This is a genomic window from Pseudoalteromonas fenneropenaei (assembly GCF_042643375.1).
Taxonomy (GTDB): Bacteria; Pseudomonadota; Gammaproteobacteria; order Enterobacterales; family Alteromonadaceae; genus Pseudoalteromonas; species Pseudoalteromonas fenneropenaei.
The window spans coordinates 78,987-97,146 of record NZ_JBHRSD010000029.1; the positions used below are offsets into that span (position 1 = coordinate 78,987).

General features: G+C 42.1%; 18 protein-coding genes and 1 other RNA gene. 13 read left to right on the forward strand and 6 right to left on the reverse strand.

Going from position 1 to position 18,160, the window contains the following annotated elements:
• Positions 1-273 precede the first annotated feature (273 nt).
• The 5 genes from ACFOEE_RS15555 to gmtX all read left to right on the forward strand — a co-directional run bounded on the left by ACFOEE_RS15555 (position 274) and on the right by gmtX (position 6,243).
• Positions 274-1,149 (forward strand): DUF3014 domain-containing protein, encoded by an 876-nt coding sequence (locus ACFOEE_RS15555; protein ID WP_377126259.1) that lies wholly within the window; start codon positions 274-276, stop codon positions 1,147-1,149.
• A gap of 124 nt (positions 1,150-1,273) precedes the next feature.
• An RNA gene (gene ffs / locus ACFOEE_RS15560) (signal recognition particle sRNA small type) lies at positions 1,274-1,370 on the forward strand.
• Positions 1,371-1,557: 187 nt separating this feature from the next.
• Positions 1,558-3,027, forward strand: coding sequence for a gamma-mobile-trio recombinase GmtY (gene gmtY, locus ACFOEE_RS15565; protein ID WP_377126262.1), 1,470 nt, complete (start codon positions 1,558-1,560; stop codon positions 3,025-3,027).
• The gene (gene gmtZ / locus ACFOEE_RS15570) at positions 3,024-5,612 is read left to right on the forward strand and encodes a gamma-mobile-trio integrase GmtZ (RefSeq protein WP_377126265.1); all 2,589 of its coding nucleotides are present in this window, start codon (positions 3,024-3,026) and stop codon (positions 5,610-5,612) included. Before gmtY ends, gmtZ begins: the two co-directional genes overlap by 4 nt.
• Entirely contained in the window at positions 5,605-6,243 is a 639-nt protein-coding gene (gene gmtX, locus ACFOEE_RS15575; protein WP_377126268.1) for a gamma-mobile-trio protein GmtX, read from the forward strand. The genes gmtZ and gmtX overlap by 8 nt, the downstream gene beginning before the upstream one ends.
• Positions 6,244-6,335: 92 nt before the next feature.
• Here the strand turns inward: gmtX and ACFOEE_RS15580 are convergent, their stop codons facing one another.
• From ACFOEE_RS15580 to ACFOEE_RS15595, 4 genes are all read right to left on the reverse strand, one after another.
• The gene (locus ACFOEE_RS15580; protein WP_377126271.1) at positions 6,336-6,959 is read right to left on the reverse strand and encodes a hypothetical protein; all 624 of its coding nucleotides are present in this window, start codon (positions 6,957-6,959) and stop codon (positions 6,336-6,338) included.
• Positions 6,960-7,192: 233 nt separating this feature from the next.
• Positions 7,193-7,810: a hypothetical protein gene (locus ACFOEE_RS15585; RefSeq protein ID WP_377126274.1), complete on the reverse strand. Its 618-nt coding sequence runs from the start codon at positions 7,808-7,810 to the stop codon at positions 7,193-7,195.
• A gap of 10 nt (positions 7,811-7,820) precedes the next feature.
• Positions 7,821-8,786, reverse strand: a complete 966-nt coding sequence (locus ACFOEE_RS15590; protein ID WP_377126277.1) for a hypothetical protein — start codon at positions 8,784-8,786, stop codon at positions 7,821-7,823.
• A 55-nt stretch (positions 8,787-8,841) separates the two neighbouring features.
• The gene (locus ACFOEE_RS15595; protein WP_377126280.1) at positions 8,842-9,399 is read right to left on the reverse strand and encodes a recombinase family protein; all 558 of its coding nucleotides are present in this window, start codon (positions 9,397-9,399) and stop codon (positions 8,842-8,844) included.
• A 159-nt stretch (positions 9,400-9,558) separates the two neighbouring features.
• On the opposite strand from ACFOEE_RS15595, the gene ACFOEE_RS15600 reads away from it, so the two are divergent.
• From ACFOEE_RS15600 to ACFOEE_RS15620, 5 genes are all read left to right on the forward strand, one after another.
• Positions 9,559-10,272: a hypothetical protein gene (locus ACFOEE_RS15600; protein WP_377126283.1), complete on the forward strand. Its 714-nt coding sequence runs from the start codon at positions 9,559-9,561 to the stop codon at positions 10,270-10,272.
• 161 nt (positions 10,273-10,433) lie between these two features.
• Entirely contained in the window at positions 10,434-11,120 is a 687-nt protein-coding gene (locus ACFOEE_RS15605) for a hypothetical protein (RefSeq protein ID WP_377126286.1), read from the forward strand.
• Between the two features lie 118 nt (positions 11,121-11,238).
• Positions 11,239-12,096, forward strand: a complete 858-nt coding sequence (locus ACFOEE_RS15610) for a hypothetical protein (protein ID WP_377126289.1) — start codon at positions 11,239-11,241, stop codon at positions 12,094-12,096.
• Positions 12,097-12,782: 686 nt separating this feature from the next.
• Positions 12,783-13,034, forward strand: a complete 252-nt coding sequence (locus tag ACFOEE_RS15615) for a hypothetical protein (RefSeq protein ID WP_377126292.1) — start codon at positions 12,783-12,785, stop codon at positions 13,032-13,034.
• 5 nt (positions 13,035-13,039) lie between these two features.
• The gene (locus ACFOEE_RS15620) at positions 13,040-13,327 is read left to right on the forward strand and encodes a helix-hairpin-helix domain-containing protein (protein ID WP_377126295.1); all 288 of its coding nucleotides are present in this window, start codon (positions 13,040-13,042) and stop codon (positions 13,325-13,327) included.
• 137 nt (positions 13,328-13,464) lie between these two features.
• On the opposite strand, the gene ACFOEE_RS15625 is transcribed toward ACFOEE_RS15620, so the two are convergent.
• Complete coding sequence (locus tag ACFOEE_RS15625) at positions 13,465-13,767, reverse strand: hypothetical protein (RefSeq protein WP_377126298.1); 303 nt, start codon at positions 13,765-13,767, stop codon at positions 13,465-13,467.
• A 171-nt stretch (positions 13,768-13,938) separates the two neighbouring features.
• On the opposite strand from ACFOEE_RS15625, the gene ACFOEE_RS15630 reads away from it, so the two are divergent.
• Positions 13,939-15,069, forward strand: coding sequence for a sensor histidine kinase (locus tag ACFOEE_RS15630; protein WP_377126301.1), 1,131 nt, complete (start codon positions 13,939-13,941; stop codon positions 15,067-15,069).
• On the forward strand, positions 15,069-15,683 hold the full coding sequence (locus ACFOEE_RS15635) for a response regulator (RefSeq protein ID WP_377126304.1): 615 nt from the start codon (positions 15,069-15,071) through the stop codon (positions 15,681-15,683). Before ACFOEE_RS15630 ends, ACFOEE_RS15635 begins: the two co-directional genes overlap by 1 nt.
• A 159-nt stretch (positions 15,684-15,842) precedes the next feature.
• Here the strand turns inward: ACFOEE_RS15635 and ACFOEE_RS15640 are convergent, their stop codons facing one another.
• The gene (locus ACFOEE_RS15640) at positions 15,843-17,012 is read right to left on the reverse strand and encodes an MFS transporter (protein WP_377126307.1); all 1,170 of its coding nucleotides are present in this window, start codon (positions 17,010-17,012) and stop codon (positions 15,843-15,845) included.
• Positions 17,013-17,181: 169 nt separating this feature from the next.
• On the opposite strand from ACFOEE_RS15640, the gene ACFOEE_RS15645 reads away from it, so the two are divergent.
• Positions 17,182-18,066 carry a LysR substrate-binding domain-containing protein gene (locus ACFOEE_RS15645; protein WP_377126310.1) on the forward strand — a complete coding sequence of 295 codons (885 nt, stop codon included), beginning with the start codon at positions 17,182-17,184 and terminating at the stop codon, positions 18,064-18,066.
• The last annotated feature ends 94 nt before the right edge of the window (positions 18,067-18,160 follow it).

Here is an 18,160-nt window from a genome sequence, read left to right on the forward strand (position 1 = left end):
CCATGTAATGAGAGTGAACTGAATTATCGTAACCTAGCACCACTGTCATACTTGCGCTTGTGTGGCGGTATAGCAAAGGCACTGATAGTGCAATTTAATTACAAATTAGGTGGTAATTAAGCGTACGTTAAAAATCCAATGATATACACTAAACTAACGCAAGACAGTTTTGTTATCTATCTTTACCTTATGATTTAATTTTAGTTTATGCTAAGAGAAGCAGAACCTCCAGCGCACTTTCGTCGGTCTTTAGTCCAAATTTAGGGAGTTTTCATGTCTCAACACCAATCCAACTCGAATGCAGCGAACGCCAAAAAAACACAATTATTTTTTGCCGCCATGGTGCTTGTCGTTTTGGCTGTCGTTATTGCTTATGTTTTATCCAAACAAAGCGAACCCGTTGTTAACCAATCAGCTGTGCTAGAAGATGTGGTAAATAAAGTAACAGAACCCGTCGCAGAGCCCACGGAACCAAGCTTGCCCACAACGAATGAGCCGACTCCAACCTTGCCAGAGCCAACGCCAAGTGAACCGCTACCGCAGCGTGAGCCAGAAGCACCAGTCAAGCCACCATTACCGACGTTGGATAACAGCGATACCACCATACTCGCAGAAGTGAAACAGCGCCTTACGGAGCAAGCGATAAAACTTGTCGCAGTTGATGATGTGATCCGCAGAACTGTGGTTTTCGTTGATAACCTTGCCAAAGGCGATGTGGCTAAAAAGCATAGCCCAGTAGTTGAGCCCTTAGGTAAATTCACAGCTCTTGATGGTGATATTGTGATTATCGACCCAAACAGCTATGAGCGCTATACACCTTACGTGAATATGCTTACTGGTATGAGTGGCGCCCAGTTGGTGCGTTTGTACGAAGAATACGAACCGCTATTTATCACCGCCTATGAAGAAATTGGCTACGAAGGTGATAAATTCCGCCCAACACTGAACGAAGCCATTAAGGAATTACTGGACACGCCAATTCCAAAAACACCAGTACCATTGATTAAAGACTCGGTCACCTACAAATATGCATACCCTGAGTGGGAACAATTGTCAGCGGCACAAAAGCAATTTTTACGCATGGGCCCTGAGAATATGACCAAGCTAAAAACCACGCTAAAAGCCATGCAACAAGCACTAGAACAATAACAGCAAAAAGGCTAACTGGCGGATATTTCGGCAATTAGCCTTTTTAATCATGTTTTTCCTTGAATCTCAGCGTGAAACTCGCGATAATGTCCACCGCGCCAAAGATGGCTCTCAATGGTAGTCTTATTGGTCCTCTCGCAACAATAGTACGTGAACCTGGTCAGGTCGGGAACGAAGCAGCCACAGCGTATGACTTGTGTGCCGGGATGTGGCTGGTAAGACTGCCACCCAAATCCTCATTGCTGTTGTTGTTTGAAGTATAAGTTTTATTTATAGCACTCAAAACTATACTAAAACATACTAATTCCCATTCTTTTAAAGTAAAAAACTAGATCTCAGTTCATTAGATCAATAGCACTTCTTATACTAATCTACTAAAACTCTTCAGCGCTAATTGGTTTAGTTACCGTGTTAGTCAAAGTTCTTGCGCAAGTTAAAACAGATAATTCAGGTTTATTGATTGAAGTACCTGTGTTGCTTAGCGAATATGGTGTATTCGATCCCTTACTTGATTACGTTATAAGTCAGTCGCACATTAAAAGTTTGCCATGGATGAATCGCATTACGTTTGCTTGCCAACTGTTGCTCGAGTACATGGAAGCCAACACAGGATTATTTTCAGACGCCAGCAAGTTATTTCAATCATTTGTAATGCGTTTATCGTTGGGTACTATTAGCCCAGAGGGGAATGATCCATCGGGTTTATATTGGCTACCTCGCTCTACAGCAAACGTAAATCAACTTTTATCGGCGCTAAATGGCTTAACGGATTGGCTCGCCAATAACAGAAATACAACTAGCTTAAACCCGTTTGAACAAGCCAGCTCTCATCAAGAACGCCTTAACTATGCTGCATGGTACAAACGTAACCAGTACAACTTTTTAGGCCATATCAAAAGCAACCCTTTACCCAGTGTGCTAAAAACCGTGCGTAAAGTACGTGGCAAAAAGGATGTGCTAAAGGTTGACGGTGATGCCATTTCATTTCCCGAAAAGCTGTTTAAACCCTTTTTTATTCAAGGTTTAGGCAAAGCCAGAGATAAGCGTGTGGCACTGCGTGATCAGCTTATTGTGCTGCTGATGCATGGCACCGGTGTACGAGAAAGTGATGCTTTGCACCTTTGGGTAGATGATGTGTTTTACGACCCAGAAAATCCAAGCGGTGTAATAGTACGCTTATATCATCCTGAAGATGGCAGAGCACCAAATAATTGGACTGGCCGCAAACGACAAAAAACACGCGCAGCGTATTTGTCTGAGAACTTTAACTTAATTCCTCGTAACCGCATGACGGGTACCGCCCGAATTGGCTGGAAAACCAAAGTAGTTGATGATGACGAAAACTACATTCAACTGCACTGGTTTCCTGCCTTTTACGGTGAGCTATTTGCCAAGTTGTGGCAGCAATACTTACTTTACCTATTACCGTTGCCAAGAATGCACCCATACGCATTTGTGTCTTTTTCACAAACACACGAAGGTCAATCGCTCACCTTAAACGCGTTTAACCAAAGTTATAAAGCGGCCATGGCTCGTATCAACCTTGTCGTGTCAAAACCTGAAGGACGAACTCCACATGCCCACCGTCATGCTTATGGCAGACGTATGTCGAGCGCGGGCATTGATCCAAGGCTGATCAAAAAGGCACTCCACCATGCTTCGTTGTTATCACAAGCTGTATATACCCAACCTAGTATTAGAGATGTGACGTTGGCATGTGAAAGAGCGTCAAAAAACCTTGATGGCCAACACTATGCCGAGTTTAAAGAAGACGTCAGCGTGAGCTGGCAAAACGTGATGGAATCTGGCTTTGAAGATATTGACCCTGACGGGTTATTTAGCGGTAAGTACCCTAAATTAAGGAGATATAAACCATGAAAACACAGGATTATGAGTTTAATTGGTTTATTAAGAAAAATGGCTCAGGCTGGGAAACATGGCGGGAGCTGGCCTCTACTTGGCTTGAACAAAAGCAATATGGCATTGACCATTCACGCGCAGCTATCGCACGCTTTTTAGATGAGTACCTAGTACCGCGATTTATTACCGACCCCATTGAGCTTTTTACGCTAACAGATCAAGACTACAACAAGTTCCTTATGCCGTTTGAGCTGAATGAAGGCTATCGTGTTAGGCAAAATAACGAAGTATGCCGCTTTATTGATTGGATTATTGACACTTACTACTCAGAGCCAGATGATAATGGCGATCCTGTGCCACTATTCCAAAACCCATTTGATAAAGAGCAAAACCCTGTAAGACGACAGGAGACAGTCTATAACGCCTTACCCTATGCCTACATTAAACAACTGCGCAGCATATTATGCCCCGCGCCTCGAGGTCACTTTAAACAATGGCTATGGGCTATAAATTACAGTGAGATTTTCTTCACTAATGCCCATCATCTCAAAGACTGGATTTTGGTTAATGAGTCGGCGATAGATAAAGCAGACCCTGATTGTGTTTGGCAAAAACGAATTTTAGATAAAAGGCGACAAGTAAGAATAGATGGTGCACTTAGAACCCTAGAAAAGGGTGACAGCATTTACTTAATTTGGTCGCCCGTTCGTGCTATGGCTTTATACCTTAAATTGCAGTTACCTTTGCGAACCTTTCAGGTGCGAATGCTGGATTCGGGTGAGGCTGATACATGGCGGTACAGCAATGGCGAATGGCAAATGAATACGGAACACCCTTTTGCTGAAGGTAGTGATAAGCGCCCGTGGCAAAAGGGCGTGTTTCACCGTATTATTACACCAGATATTGGTGATGTAATGGCGGGCATGTATATCAATACCAATAAAACCGCAGATAGGAACAAAGACGAATTAACTCGGGGATACGTGATCCCATGGCAACACGAAGAGGTGTTGTATTGGTTAGAAAAGCTAAGAAACTGGCAAGAAAAGTACAACCCAATCAGCAAACCTACCTCTATTTACGACTTAGACTACAAACACTTTGGTAGCACTAAAACCAAAATTCAGCGCAGTGAAATTGGTGATATTTGCTTTTTATTTCGCAATGCCGCTGCGTATCGTAAGCGCGAACGGCGCATGCCAATTACAGATGGTTATGTTAACGCACTTTGGGTGGCTTTGCTTGCCCAACTCGAGCACGATGTGGCGAAAAAAGAGCATACTTTAAGAGATGGTGCCAAAGTGCATTTTGTTGACCCTAAAAATGCCAGAAGGCCGCTATTTCCTTTGCATGCATTACGCGTTTCTTTGATCACTTGCTACGCCATTGAGGGGGAAATACCCACACCGATATTGTCAAAGCTGTTGGTTGGCCACAGTCGTTTGATCATGACTTTGCACTACACCAAACTCACGCCTGTGATGATGGCCAAGAAAATGCGTGAGGCTGAAGGCAAAATAATCGACAAAGAAGACGATAGCTTGCAGTCATTCTTGGCCAATAAATCCATTGAAGAAATCGGCTTGCAAGCCGCATTCAAAGATATTGAATCGCTACAAACTGCATTGAGAGTGCGCAATCCTGCTGGGTGGCAAGAAAAGTCGATAGGCATTTGTTTAGCGGGAGGCAACACCTCGCCCTTGGTTGAACATGCCTCTATTGCAGGGTGTTGGAATGGCGGCGATAAACTAAAAAAAGCGAATCGAAACCAAGCCGATTTACACGCGCAAGTGCCCCATGGCATTGAGAACTGTATTCGCTGCCGCTGGTTTATTACCAGCATCCGCTATATTCAATCGCTTACGGCCCATTTTAACAACCTAAGTTATCACGCCACGGAAGCGGCCAAAATTGCTGCGGAACTTGAGGGCGAGCAAGCGAGCTTATTGGATGAAGAATACTTTTGCGAGGTAAACAGCACTCCATTTAGCAAGCGTGACCAGCTAAACAGCATAGACAGGCGTATTGAGCGACACAAAACCGAAGCCGATGAATACTGCAAAGACTTAGTAGCGTGTTTTCAGGTGATCCGTAAGGTGCTAAGCATTGAGCAAAACCGTGAAGAGCACGACCACAAAGACAAAGTGATTGCGCTTGGCTCGGCACAAGACATATCACCATTTTTCAGCTTTTTAGACACGAAATCTGAATTTCGGCAGCTGATCCAAATCTGCGATGACGCAGAAGTATTTGCAGACTTAAAAGACGATTTAAAGAAAACCACGGCCATTAATCACAGATCAAACATGCTAAACACCATGCTAATGCGTATGGGCTACCAACCAATCCTGATGCAGCTTGACGACGAAGCACAGCTTAAGCTTGGCAATATGATGGTCAATGCCATGCTAAATGCCACTAAAGAGCCAGACAAAAGCAAAGCCATGACAATGCTTTCAACTTACCTTGATACTGAAGCTTACTTGAAAGACGCAGGCCTACTAGAGCAAGGTGTACAAGCGATTGAAAGTAACACAGGCATTAGCATCAGAACATTAGCAAACATGGCAACAGCCACTTTAGGAGTGAAGAAAAATGGCTAATCCAGTTGACCCAACCCTAGTGCTGCAAGAGCTATGCGCAAGTGCCACCACAAGAACCGCCAATGCTTTAACGGTATTGAATGCTGTGCTTGAGCAACAAAGTAAGATAACGCCTCTTGACTTTTCTATGGCAACGGTCGGGCGGTTGTCAAAAGAACAAGGGGGTCCATCAACACAAACCATCCGTAATCGCACAGGAAAGCATTTTCAGCAATTAATTGAGGCTTGGGCAGCCTATGCAGGCACAACGTGTAAAAAGCCACTCTCAGTGCGCCAAAAGCAGTTATTGAACAGCAACGACCAACATATTCTCGATGCTATCGACGATCCAGTGATTAGAGCTGTTGTAGGCTCACTGATTGCAGAACGTAACAAATACCGTGACCAGCTCAACACATTAAAAGCCAACTCAGACTTGTTTATAGACAGAACCAAAGGCGATAAAACCAACACCACACTTGAAAACAAACAATTGGTACCGCTGGAAATTGAAGCAATAAAAGCAGCAATTTCTGATGCGTTTTTCAATAAACAAGGCTGGGAAGTTATGCCCACAGGGCAAGTCAAAGATGCTGATGGGAACGAAATTTATAAGCGTGGATATGTGAATGGGTTGAGGAAGGTGGTTTAAATTAAAATAGCGAACAATTTTTCATTCGGATCATTAACGCAGAGTCATAATATGAGGTTTATGCCGGAGAGCATAAACCTCATAACTTAATGCTACGCTTCGTATCCCCAACTGATAGTTACCGAAGAACTGATAGTTTCAAGTCGGCAAAGTGTGGAGGAAAGTCCAAGGCGTGCTAACTGAACATGAGATAGGGGTCGCTTTTGTGTTATTTCTAAACTTATACCTGCTGCATATTTTCCTAACTCAGTTGGGGTAAATAGGTGCTGAGATATAATAGCTACATTGTCACTGCTCGGTTCTAAAAAACCCAACTCTACATGTTCTTCAAGCATATTAAGATCTCGTATAGACTTCCTCATTATGGCTTGTTCTATCAAGCTAGTATGTACTTTTTGCTTGTTCACGAATGAGGAGGCTACAGCCCATTTAAGTTGAGCTATACCATAATTCGGGAGTTCTGCTTGTAAGCGATTAACGATAGCGTAAAAGTTATCTTTGTTCGCCAGAACAATTTCAGAGCGGTCATCCGAGTAGCCTTTTATCTTTCTGATGAAGTCTTGCCAACTATGAAAATTACCTATGCATTTTACCCAAATTTCCTGAAAATTTGTACACGTCGGTAAGTGGCTATTAGAAAAGTTTCTCAATGAAAAACGGACTATACTACTTTGAAGTTTAACATTAGCAATTATAGGTAGGTCATGAAATGACATAATAATTCCTATTATATTTATTTACAGTTCGCCACTAAACTCTAAGTTAATAGAAATTAAAATAAAAATGTATGTATGTGTTTTTTTCACCAACGTGGCTAGGTCAGCTGTTCTCTCAGCTAAACTAAGCCTAACAAATTTTGTTTTCTAGTCAAGGGGGGTTGTTAAATTTACTTTAAACAAAGTTCAGCCATTTGACGTCAGAATTTATAGTTCTCAGTGGTAACTTGTGTTCAACCCATTTTCTTAACCGTTCTTACTGCACCATATTCAATAATCACTTCTTGTTCATTATCCTTCGCATCAAAATAGATAACTTTGCTTCTTGGTACAACCGCTTTAACAACTATGCCTTGAATCTTATCTTTATATATTTCATGAGCAAAGCGTCTAGCTATTTCATAGTCTATAGTCCAAGACTGTGCGAAGTTTTTACTTGCAAACTCGTCGGGTGATAAACCACGGTATATCGTTACTTCGTCTTCAAGCTGCTCAATATCTGAGTTAGGAGGTACATCTTCGCGTTTAATTCTGATTGGTGGTGCTCCCCACTCAACTTGCTTGGTTTTGAATAGTTCAAATACACTTCCGGAGTAAAACCGTTTTAAATTGTTAAAAAGCTCAAAAGCCGAATTACACAGTTCTGATTCTATGGGGTAAGAAGTGTACTTTTGCTGCCAAAAATCTCTAAAAGCGGATTTTGGCTCCGTTTTTGACTTGCAATCAAAGCTATCTAAAACGTCTGCGAATACCCTATAGTCACTACCAAACTTTTTACGTAAGCTTTTAAAGTATTCATCAGCGTCAATTCTCATTTGCTCAAGTAGGGCTTTTGATTTGTCGTTAATCATGTCGTTTGCCTTAACCTATTCTGATTAGGTGATCGCAAGATGGGCACGGTGTTTCATCAACAGAATAAGGAATATCTATACTTGAGCTTTGCCAAATATTCGTACAGTAGCCACACCTAAACCACCTTGTTTCGTATTGTTTTGGCGCGGGGTTTAGGTCAATAATATCCCTAAAAGCCCGTGTCGGTTTTCTTTTATAGCGGGGGTTTTGCTGAAATCCATAAACTGGGTCATATAACGGCTCGGTCTCTTCTGCCAATTGCTGTTGTTCCTCCCACTTACGTTGTGCTTGTTCCTTTTTAGCGAGTTGTATTTTTTGATTTTTACTACGATAAAACTCTGTAAACCTTTGTGTTTGCTGTGGGTGGAAATGCCAATGCTTGATGCTTAGCTTCTCAAGTAATTCAGATTCAACTTGATTTCTGTAGCCATTTACTTTGCCTTCAACATACTTTCTAAAATCCTCAACGTCGACAACTACAATGGCGGACTTTTGGTTGTATGTTGAGCTAAATTGGTAAGCACTACTTTCTAGTGTTAAAACAAGGGTGATGTCGAAGTCATTGGTGTGTAGGACAGCAATTTCGTTTTGCGCGCTTTCAATGGCTGGGTTAAATGTTACTTTAGATTGATATTCGTATACCTTTTCACCAGTGATCAGCACGCCTTCATCGGATTTATCGCTGTTTGGATAACCGATATATCTAGGAAGACGAATGCTAGTATTTGTAGCAAGTATATTACGGCACAACCAAAAAATAGCGCGTTTATAACTTATCTCACATGGCTTATCTTTGGAGTTTACCTTCGGTGCATGTTTGAAGTGATCGCGTCTTATGTTCGTTTTATACTTGTGCGCGGAAAGAGGCATATTGCAGCTGATGCAAAAACAATTGCACTCTAAACCGCTTTCTACTTCATCAACAAACGCGAGCGAGCCATTTTTATCTTTAGCAAATGGTATCAATACTTCCACTGTTATTCCTTTTCACAAGCAGATAGCAAAGTTCAATATGTTATACCTAGTTAATTCATTTGTTAATATCTTGATTGATGACTTTATAAACCGTATTTCTTGAAACCTTTACAGAGCTTGCTATTTGGCTGACTGGTGTAGATTTTGCGCGTAGCGATAAAATGCTTTGTTTGGTGTTGTCGGATATTGGCTTGCGGCCTTTGTATTTACCCGCTTTTTTAGCGGCTGCAATGCCCTCGAGCTGTCGCTCTTTTCTGATATTGAGTTCAAACTCTGCGAACACGGCAAGCATATCTAAAAAGGCTTTGCCTGAGGCAGAGTCGGTTGAGATGGGCTGCTCTAGCGCTTGTAGCTGAATATCGTTGGATTTTAGGTGGTTTACTAAGGTTTGTAAGTCGAGTACGGAACGGGCGATACGGTCGACTCGAGTCACAATTAAGGTGTCACCAGCACGAAGGTAGCCAAGCAGGGCTTGAAACCCATCGCGTTTGGTATTCGACGCTGATGCCATATCGGTAAACACCTTGTCACAACCAGTTTCCTCGAGTTTGGCTACTTGTAAATCTAAAGACTGATCTGTGGTCGAAACTCGCGCATATCCAATCTTACTCATGGCAATTGTTCATTTAGCATCTAGACTAAATAAACATAGTGCGTACTAACGCTTTAAACCACCCTAAATGAACACTTTTAGCCTGTTTTGGTGGTGTTCAATTAGGGTATACGCTATTTGAACTTATGCTTTGCCGTCGTTTTAGGAAATGCCACCACAATGGACTTGCAAAACCCCGACCTGATTTTAGTAAAACGCCTATCAGAGCATTCATGCTCTTACTTTGCAATTGAAAGTATTGCGGGTACCGATGTGGTGTTGACGGATATTGAAAGCGGTGGGCGGTTTAATTTTGAAAAGCCAAGGCTTGAGCAACTGGTGTCAAACGGTCAGCTCAGAACCATCGCACGGCGAGAACTGCCCACCAAGCTAACCTTTAAACCACTCAGTAACGTCAAAAAGCCTAAAGCGGAAGCAGTCGAAGACCTTGCATCCAAAAAAGAAATGGAGCGACGTTATAAGTATGTGCAAGGCGCAACTGAGCGAAGCGTTCCAGCCTATACCGAGAAATGGTTAACCCCGTATATTGCCCAAAGAGCGGTTGAAATAAACGACAGCAGCCCACCGTCATGGCGCACGCTAGCCCATTGGAACAAAACCTTTGTGGAAAGCGGCTGGGATAAACATGCACTAATGCCACGGCATAAAGCCAAAGGTAATCGCACTAAGCAATTGCCTCAAGAAGTGCATGACCTCATTGATGACGTGATAAACGAATACTTGCGCACGCACACGGTGGTGAGGTATCAGAAGGTCTATGACCTGTTTCTTGAGCAACTTGATGGGCTTAATTCTGAAAGGCGTGAGGCTGATTTAGTTGAGCTAAAGCCATGCAGCTATAGGTGGATAGTGAATAGGCTTCAGAATAGATAGAGGTAACGTGAAAGAGCGAATTATAGTCTTTCAAAAGCAATCCATTCATTTTCCTTTTACTATCTTTTCAATATGTTAAGGTGAAGTAGTCTTTGAAAAATAGCTACCTTGCAAGGTATTCAACCTTACACGGTCTTACTAATAATTTGTTAGGTATAATCATGGAAAATAATCTTGCACCAAGCTTCTATGAACACATAGAAACAGAGATGAATGGACGAAAAATAATTTATCGAGACGTTTTCGGAGTGAACAAATCTACTTTATTCGAAAATAGTCTTTATATCCTTAGTCAAATTGCCACAAATGAAAAAAATTATGGGAATAGTAAATATATCGTTAAATCTATCGCTGGTAGGTGTTTTAATCACGGCCTAGCTTCCTTTCGATTGATCTCGGATCATCTTTATGATGAATCTTTGAATTTAACTCGTAGTATTGCTGAAATAGTTAATCTAATGTTTTTGTTAAATGAATCTGAAGAGATCTATGAAAAGTGGGTGCGCTCATCCAAATCTGATAGGATTAATAGTTTTGGTCCAGCGGCAGTAAGAAAAGCTTTAGAAGGTTTAAATATACCTTGTCCAGTTTCCCGAGAAGCGTACTCAGAGTTATGTGAATTGGCTACGCATGTAACTCCTTCAACTAAGCCTAACGTATTGGATCCAAACGATGAAAGTATAGGTTATGTCGGAGGAAACGAAGCTGACAATTTTGGTCGAGAAAAGGCAATAAACAAACTTCTTCTTTATGTATCCTTAGCAGCGATGGTCTTAAGTAATATCTTAGGTTTAAGAAATAATGTGGTTGTTCTGGCTGAGCTTGGTAAAGGTGCATTTAATACCTAATAAGTCATTTCAGCAGGTAAAATAACAGTTGGCTTTGCTCCTGCGTCGCGGTTGTAGCCAATAATCATTTGCCTCTGAATCATGCGTTAGTAGTATTCTCTAACTATGGAGTAATAAAATGATCAGAATCGGGATTTATGGCTATGAATGTAAGAAAATTTATGAGCTTTATGGAAGTAGAATAGTCCCCTTATACAGTCAGTCCACCCTAGTTAGGAAGTTAGCATCGGATCAGCATTGTTATCATTTAACGGCATTCTTAGAAATATCTGACAAGTGCCCATATGAGTTAAGGTTATTGATCTTTAATTTAGAAGCAGTATTGTCTTTCATCGATCAAAGGGACGTGATAATCACAAATCAGTTACAAAGTAACGAAACTTATGAACGTCTTGGTGATGATTTCGCCAAGGAAGTGCGAGGGCACTTTAGGCGAAATGGTGGTGGTTGCGTAATTATGAGTGATGCATCTGGTGAAAATTCACGTGAGGTATTCATAAACAAGTCCTTAAATGTTTTGTTATCTGAAACTACACCGGAAAATATAGCTTTCAGAGGTGCCTTTTTTCGGTGTATTGAGGTCTTTAGAGGGCGTGCTAGCTTTATTGATGTATCTTATTATCTTCTGTTTTCGGGGCTTGAATCATTTTGCCGAGCAATTGAAGATGATTATAGTTCTAAAAATTGTGCGACACCGATAACTCGTGTTTTGGTTGGTTATGGTTTTGACGTAAAGCAGGAAAATCTCGACTCTCCCTATAAATCAATCATGACATATGTACATTTAAGAAACGGCTTGTTCCATAATGGGCAGCTTGAAAAAGTTGCTAAAAATGGCGATGTCTTCAAGTTAGTAGATTATTTATCCCCTTTGCGTATGCTCTTACAATTGGTTTTAATCAAGTTCATTAAATTTGATGATGGTTATCTGAACTGGAATTGTTGGTTAGATGGTCAGCCATTTAAACGCGGTTAAGAGGGATGCCTAACGCTTAGTCTTTTTCATTCCATCGTTGAGCTTTGTGTTTAAGGTGGTATGGTCAGGTTTTGTGGGGGCGTTGCTCACATCTCGATACATCGTTCCCACAGTTCGATTCTGGCACATAGTACGTCAAAATGCCAAATAATCTTGAACTGTCATTCTTCTGGCCTCGTTTTTAGGTAACTAATTTTCTACTACCATATATTATTGTTTTATATGGTTGTTGTGAGTTTGGTACACTTTCCACTATAAATTTGTAAGTCACTTCAAACTACAGCTGTTGTTTGAAGTGTAATCCTTATTAATAGCTTCCAAAAGTATACTAATCTGTACTAATTCCTATCTTTTTAAAGTAAAAAACTAATTCTTAGTTCATTAGATCAATAGCACTTCTTATACTAATCTACTAAAACTCTTCAGCACTAATTGGTTTAGTTACCGTGTTAGTCAAAGTTCTTGCGCAGGTTAAAACAGATAATTCAGGCTTATTGATTGGTAATCCACCCACTCCTCAGCATTCAGCCTAGCCAGTTAAGGTCTATCGGCATAGTCGTTACTTCTAGCCCAAGAAGGACTAGATATGGTTGCATAGAAAATAATTGCACTGTTCACTAAGTTGTTGCTATATCAGTAACTTTATTGTTTTATACAACATCAAAATTTTAAAGGAATAATTTAAGATGAAAAATGTACTAACGTGCGTGGCCTTGTTTGCGTTATTAGCCGCATTGCCTGCGGCTGCTGAAGTCAGTGTAGGATTCAGTATTAATAATTGGCAGCAAGATATCGAGCTGCGTGGGCGAGCAGTAACAGCAAAAAATACGGTTTTAAGTGCTGAGCTGGCTAAAAAGTACAAGCTAACCGATACATTTTTGCTTACGCCAACTTTGACGCTAGGTGTGGGTACACATCACTCAATTCCAGTTAAGTAAATGATATGAACCCGAGCAAAGTAGACCGCAATCGCTTAGTTAAACTCACTGATTTGCCTAATATTGGCAAAGCCGGAGCAGGAGACCTTGAACTATTAGGTATTCATAAGCCAGAGCAGCTAATCGATAAATGCCCGTTTGCAATGTATGAACAGCTTTGTGAAATAACCGCAGCGGTACACGACCCTTGTGTTATCGACGTTTATATGTCAGTCACCCGCTTTATGGCAGGGGAAGATCCAAAGCCATGGTGGTACTACACCGATGAGCGAAAAATGCGCTTAAAAGCGTGATCTTGCCGCTGTGGGCGCGACTTTATGTCGCGCTGATTTTAGCAATCATTGTTAAGGGCAAGACTCAACATAGCAAGCTTACCTTTGTGCAGGCCAATAAAGCGATAACTTCTCTAGAGTTAAGTGCTGTTACTAGCTTATTTTTGACTTAGTTGCTTTAACCAACTTTGTGCGTCGGCAACAATAAACTCAATGGTTTTCCCATCTTGAAAAGTCACTCTAAATGCATCGGTGGTTAACGGTAAAAAACCAGCGCCTTTACCTAAACATTTCTCAGCATTAATAATATTACTACGTGCAAACTGGTAGGGGCCTAATGGCAATTGTTTGTTGAAAGGCTCAAACTGCAAATAAGTTGTAGTTAAAGATAGTTTACCATCCGCCTTGGCAGCGCCAATTTGAATCGTGGCCGTTGAAGAATACAGGTCGGTTGTGGCCATAAACTTATTCCTAGGTTAATTTGACTAGCAGTTTTATGTTAGAGTACGTGAAGTGTACGCTTAACAACAGTGTGTAAGGTCATGAGTCGCTATGACATTTGGCACTGTTCGCACCGGCTCAAATTTGCCATACTTTTGTGTAACAAAGAAAATAATAATTAAATCATCACCATGCAACAAGCTGTACAACACACAATGGATTGGCGTTTATCAACTTTAGCTTCATGGCTTGTTGTGACAATTGCCTGTTTATTTTTTAGCTCCTTAGATGTATTAACTGCGTTACAAGTACCCCTTCATTTACTCATCTTGGGGTTATTGTGGTGGGTCATTAAAGCCCCTAATCAATACATAGTGCCTGCTGCCATAGGGTATTTTGTCTTAATTGCGGGGTTATTACCTCTTACGCAAACCAGCTTAGTGCTGATCCATTTAGTGATGTTTACCTCGCTATTTAGCGTGCATTTTCGGCCATTGATGATGGTTTTGAGTGTGGCGCTAATGCTTGGATTATATAGCGCAATAAACTTGAGTTACTGGCAGGGCAATATCCCTTGGTTAACGCTTGGCATTTGGGGCGGCTTTGCATTGGTAAATGGCATTGTCAGCCGACGTTTTGTTGAAAGCCTTAATATGCATTACCAATCGCGACAAAACTACAAAGAACTTAAAGCTACTCAAAGTATGATGGCAGCAATGAGCGCAGAGCAAGAGCGGTTAGCCATTTCTAGAGAGCTACACGATTCTCTCGGCCATAAACTGACGGCGTTGGCAATTAACTTTGATTTTTTAAAACGCACAGCGCCTGCAGACTTGCAGTCAAATGTGGCCAATTGCCATGCGTTGAGTCAGGAAATATTGGCTGAGGTGCGGCAAATTGTTACGGCCCAGCGTCAAGATATTGGGCTATTAAAGAGCAGCTTGCAGCCAATTTTAACTGCCGTGCCAAATTTGCAAGCGCAACTAAACTTAGCACCTGAACTTGAGCATGTAGGACAAGAGCAGGCGTTATGTTTAATCCGTTTTTGCCAAGAAATGCTCAGCAACACCCTAAAACATACCCAAGCAACGCAGATCACCTTTTCTCTCAGCCTAGCGCATAACGATGGTCAGCAGGAAATCGTCGCAACTGCCGTACATAACCACAAAGAGCAAACTTTGCCGAAATTTGGTAATGGTTTAAAAGGGTTAAGTGAGCGTTTAAATATGCTACAAGGCACTTTTCGTCAGCAGCTGGTTGATGACAAATTACTCAGTGAGATACGCATGCCTTTGACCAAAACTCCACTGGAGTCGGCATAATGATCCAGTGTTTATTGGTAGAAGACCAAACCTTGGTGCGACTTGGCTTAAAAAACTTATTGGAATTGGACGCGCAAGTGCGTGTTACTGCCATGGCGGAAGACGGTGTTGCTTGTTTAAACTATTTGGCCCAACAAAGCTTTGATTTAGTGCTGTTAGATATGCGCATGCCAAATATGAATGGTTTGCAAGTACTTAAGGCGATGCGCAGCGAAAACAACTCAACGCCTGTGCTTATCCTAACTACGTTTGAAGATTGCGATGTGTTGGTCGAGGCCATTAATTTAGGGGCAATGGGTTATATCTTAAAAAATGCCGAACTCGAACATTTACTTAGTGCGATAAAAGCGGTGTGCAATGGGCAACAAGTATTGCAACCAGCATTAACCCGCTATTTATTACAAGCCAAAAAGCCACAGCCGACGTTACTAACCGAAAAAGAAATTGAAGTGCTGAAGTGTATGTCGCTAGGGTTATCAAACCGTGCCATTGCGAGCACGTTAAACAATTCGGAAGGAACTATTCGCAATCATGTTTCAACCATTTTGGCTAAGTTAGAGGTCGCTGATCGCACGCAAGCGGTGATCAAAGCCATTAATGAATCTTTGGTGTAGGCAGATTTAAGGCACTGTATTGGCCTAGACTGGTGCGATGGGTTTTAAATCAGTTAGCGTTTAATTGCGAGCAGCATTCAGTTTAAGTATTTACAGGTAAGTTAAAAGCCAAGCGACAAAGACTACGTCGGTGATGGGGCAGAGCCCCATCCGTTTCAATCACGCGAGTTGGGCTTTGGCATCCAATGCGCCTGAGAGTTTGGTTAGCAGTAAGGCGATAACCACGATGATGGCGCCTATCCAAGGCGTGTCAGTCAACGACATGCCTTCAACAATGACCCCACCTACGACGGCACCAAATGCAATACCCACGTTAAATGCGGCGATGTTTAACCCTGATGCGACATCCACCGCATTTGGTGTATGTTTTTCTGCCAATTGCACCACATATACTTGCAAGCCCGGTACATTACCAAAGGCAAAAGCCCCCCAAACCAATACCGTTAACACCGCACCAATTTGGTTGCTGGCAGTAAAGGTAAAAGTCAGCAATACCAGCGCAAGTGCTGAAAATATAAACCGTAATGCTTTTATTGGACCTAGCCTATCAGCCAGTTTACCGCCCCAAATATTCCCAAAAGCGACCGATACGCCATACACTAGCATGATCAAAGCAATGGAGCCTGAAGCAAAGCCTGACACTTGTTCTAAGATAGGCGCAAGGTAAGTAAAAGCGACAAAAGTGCCGCCGTAACCGACCGCAGTCATGGCGTACACTAAAAGTAGCCTTGGCTGGGTTAATACCTTAAGCTGCTCAGAAATTTTCGCTGGGGTTGCTTGTTTTAAATTATTTGGCACCAACAGTGCGCTACCAATCAGTGCAATAAGGCCAAGTAATGACACCACTAAAAAGGTCGCGCGCCAGCCTAGCTCTTGGCCTATCCAAGTACCGAGTGGTACACCCGTGACCAGCGCAACAGTTAAACCTGTGAACATAGTGGCAATTGCGCTGGCTTCTTTGTCTTTTGCCACTAAGCTGGTGGCGATGGTTGAACCAATAGAAAAGAATACGCCATGTGCAAGCCCAGTGATAACGCGTGCCAGCACCAGCATTTCATAGCTCGGGGCATACCAAGCCAAGAGATTGCCAAGCACAAATAACGCCATTAGGGTGATTAGCACGGATTTACGTTGCCAACGCCCAGTTAAAGCGGTCAGAACAGGCGCACCAATGGCGACGCCCAAAGCGTATAGACTGACCAAAAGGCCAGCCGAAGGTAAAGAAACCCCCAAGTCTGCTGCGATTGTTGGCACCAGCCCAACAATTACAAATTCAGTGGTTCCTATTGCAAAGGCGCTTAAGGTCAGCGCAAGTAATGCCAGCGGCATAATTTAATTCCTCACAAGGTTAAAGTAAGGCAAATTGTGTGGCAAACCGGCAGGGTGAAAAATGGCTGCAGAGACAAAACAATTTTGTTAAAAGTGTAATAATCGGCTTTAGTTTATTTCATTTCTTGCGATAGACTGCATTAAATCAACTAAAGTGAAACGTGTGGTTATGGCTAAATCTAAAACTGAAGATCTACAACATTTTATCACTGTGGTGGACTGCGGTAGCTTTAGTGGTGCGGCAAATTTACTGAATAGCCAAGTGGCGACGGTATCTCGGGCTATCGCGCGGCTTGAGCGAGAGTTAGGGGTAGTGTTATTTAACCGCAGTACCAGACGCGTAGAGCTAACTGAGGCTGGGCATGTCTTTTTACATTATGCAAAAGACAGCCTAGATTTACTGCACCGTGGCGAGGAAGCGCTAAATAATCTTAAAGGTAAGCCGCAAGGCAAATTGCGCGTTGATGCCGCCAGTCCATTTTTGTTTCACCAAGTTATACCCTATGTTGAAGACTTTCAACGTCACTACCCAAAGTTACAATTGGATTTGATCTCCAATGAAAATATTGTGGACTTGATTGAAAAGAAAACCGATGTGGCCATTCGCATTGGCAAGTTGGCGGACTCCAATTTATACGCCAGAAAACTAGGCCGCAGCACACTGCATATGGTCGCAAGCCCGCGGTACCTCGCTAAATATGGCACTCCTAAACAGCTTGATGAGTTACAGGAGCATCAATTGATCGGTTTTGCTGACGCGCCAAAATTAAATAATTGGTATTTAAAACAAGATATTGCAATGAAAGCCACGTTGTGCGCAAGTAATGGCGAGGCCATCAGGCAGTTGGCGCTAAACGGTAACGGCATTGCACTGTTATCTAATTTTATGATCCGCAAAGATCTAGACAACAATCGGCTGGTGGAAGTCTTGCCAAATAGCGTGATGAGCCCAAATCCAAGGGAAGAGATCCATGCGGTGTATTACAAAAACTCTGCAGTTGCTTCTCGCATCAAGGCATTTATTGATTTCTTTGCGGATAAATTCAGTTTGTAACCTGAGTGTCCACGCTAGATTTAATCAACCTCGGCAGAGGGTAAAGCAAGCCAAGTTTAAACTTGGCTGGCTTTGAAATGACAATTGTTGTGCG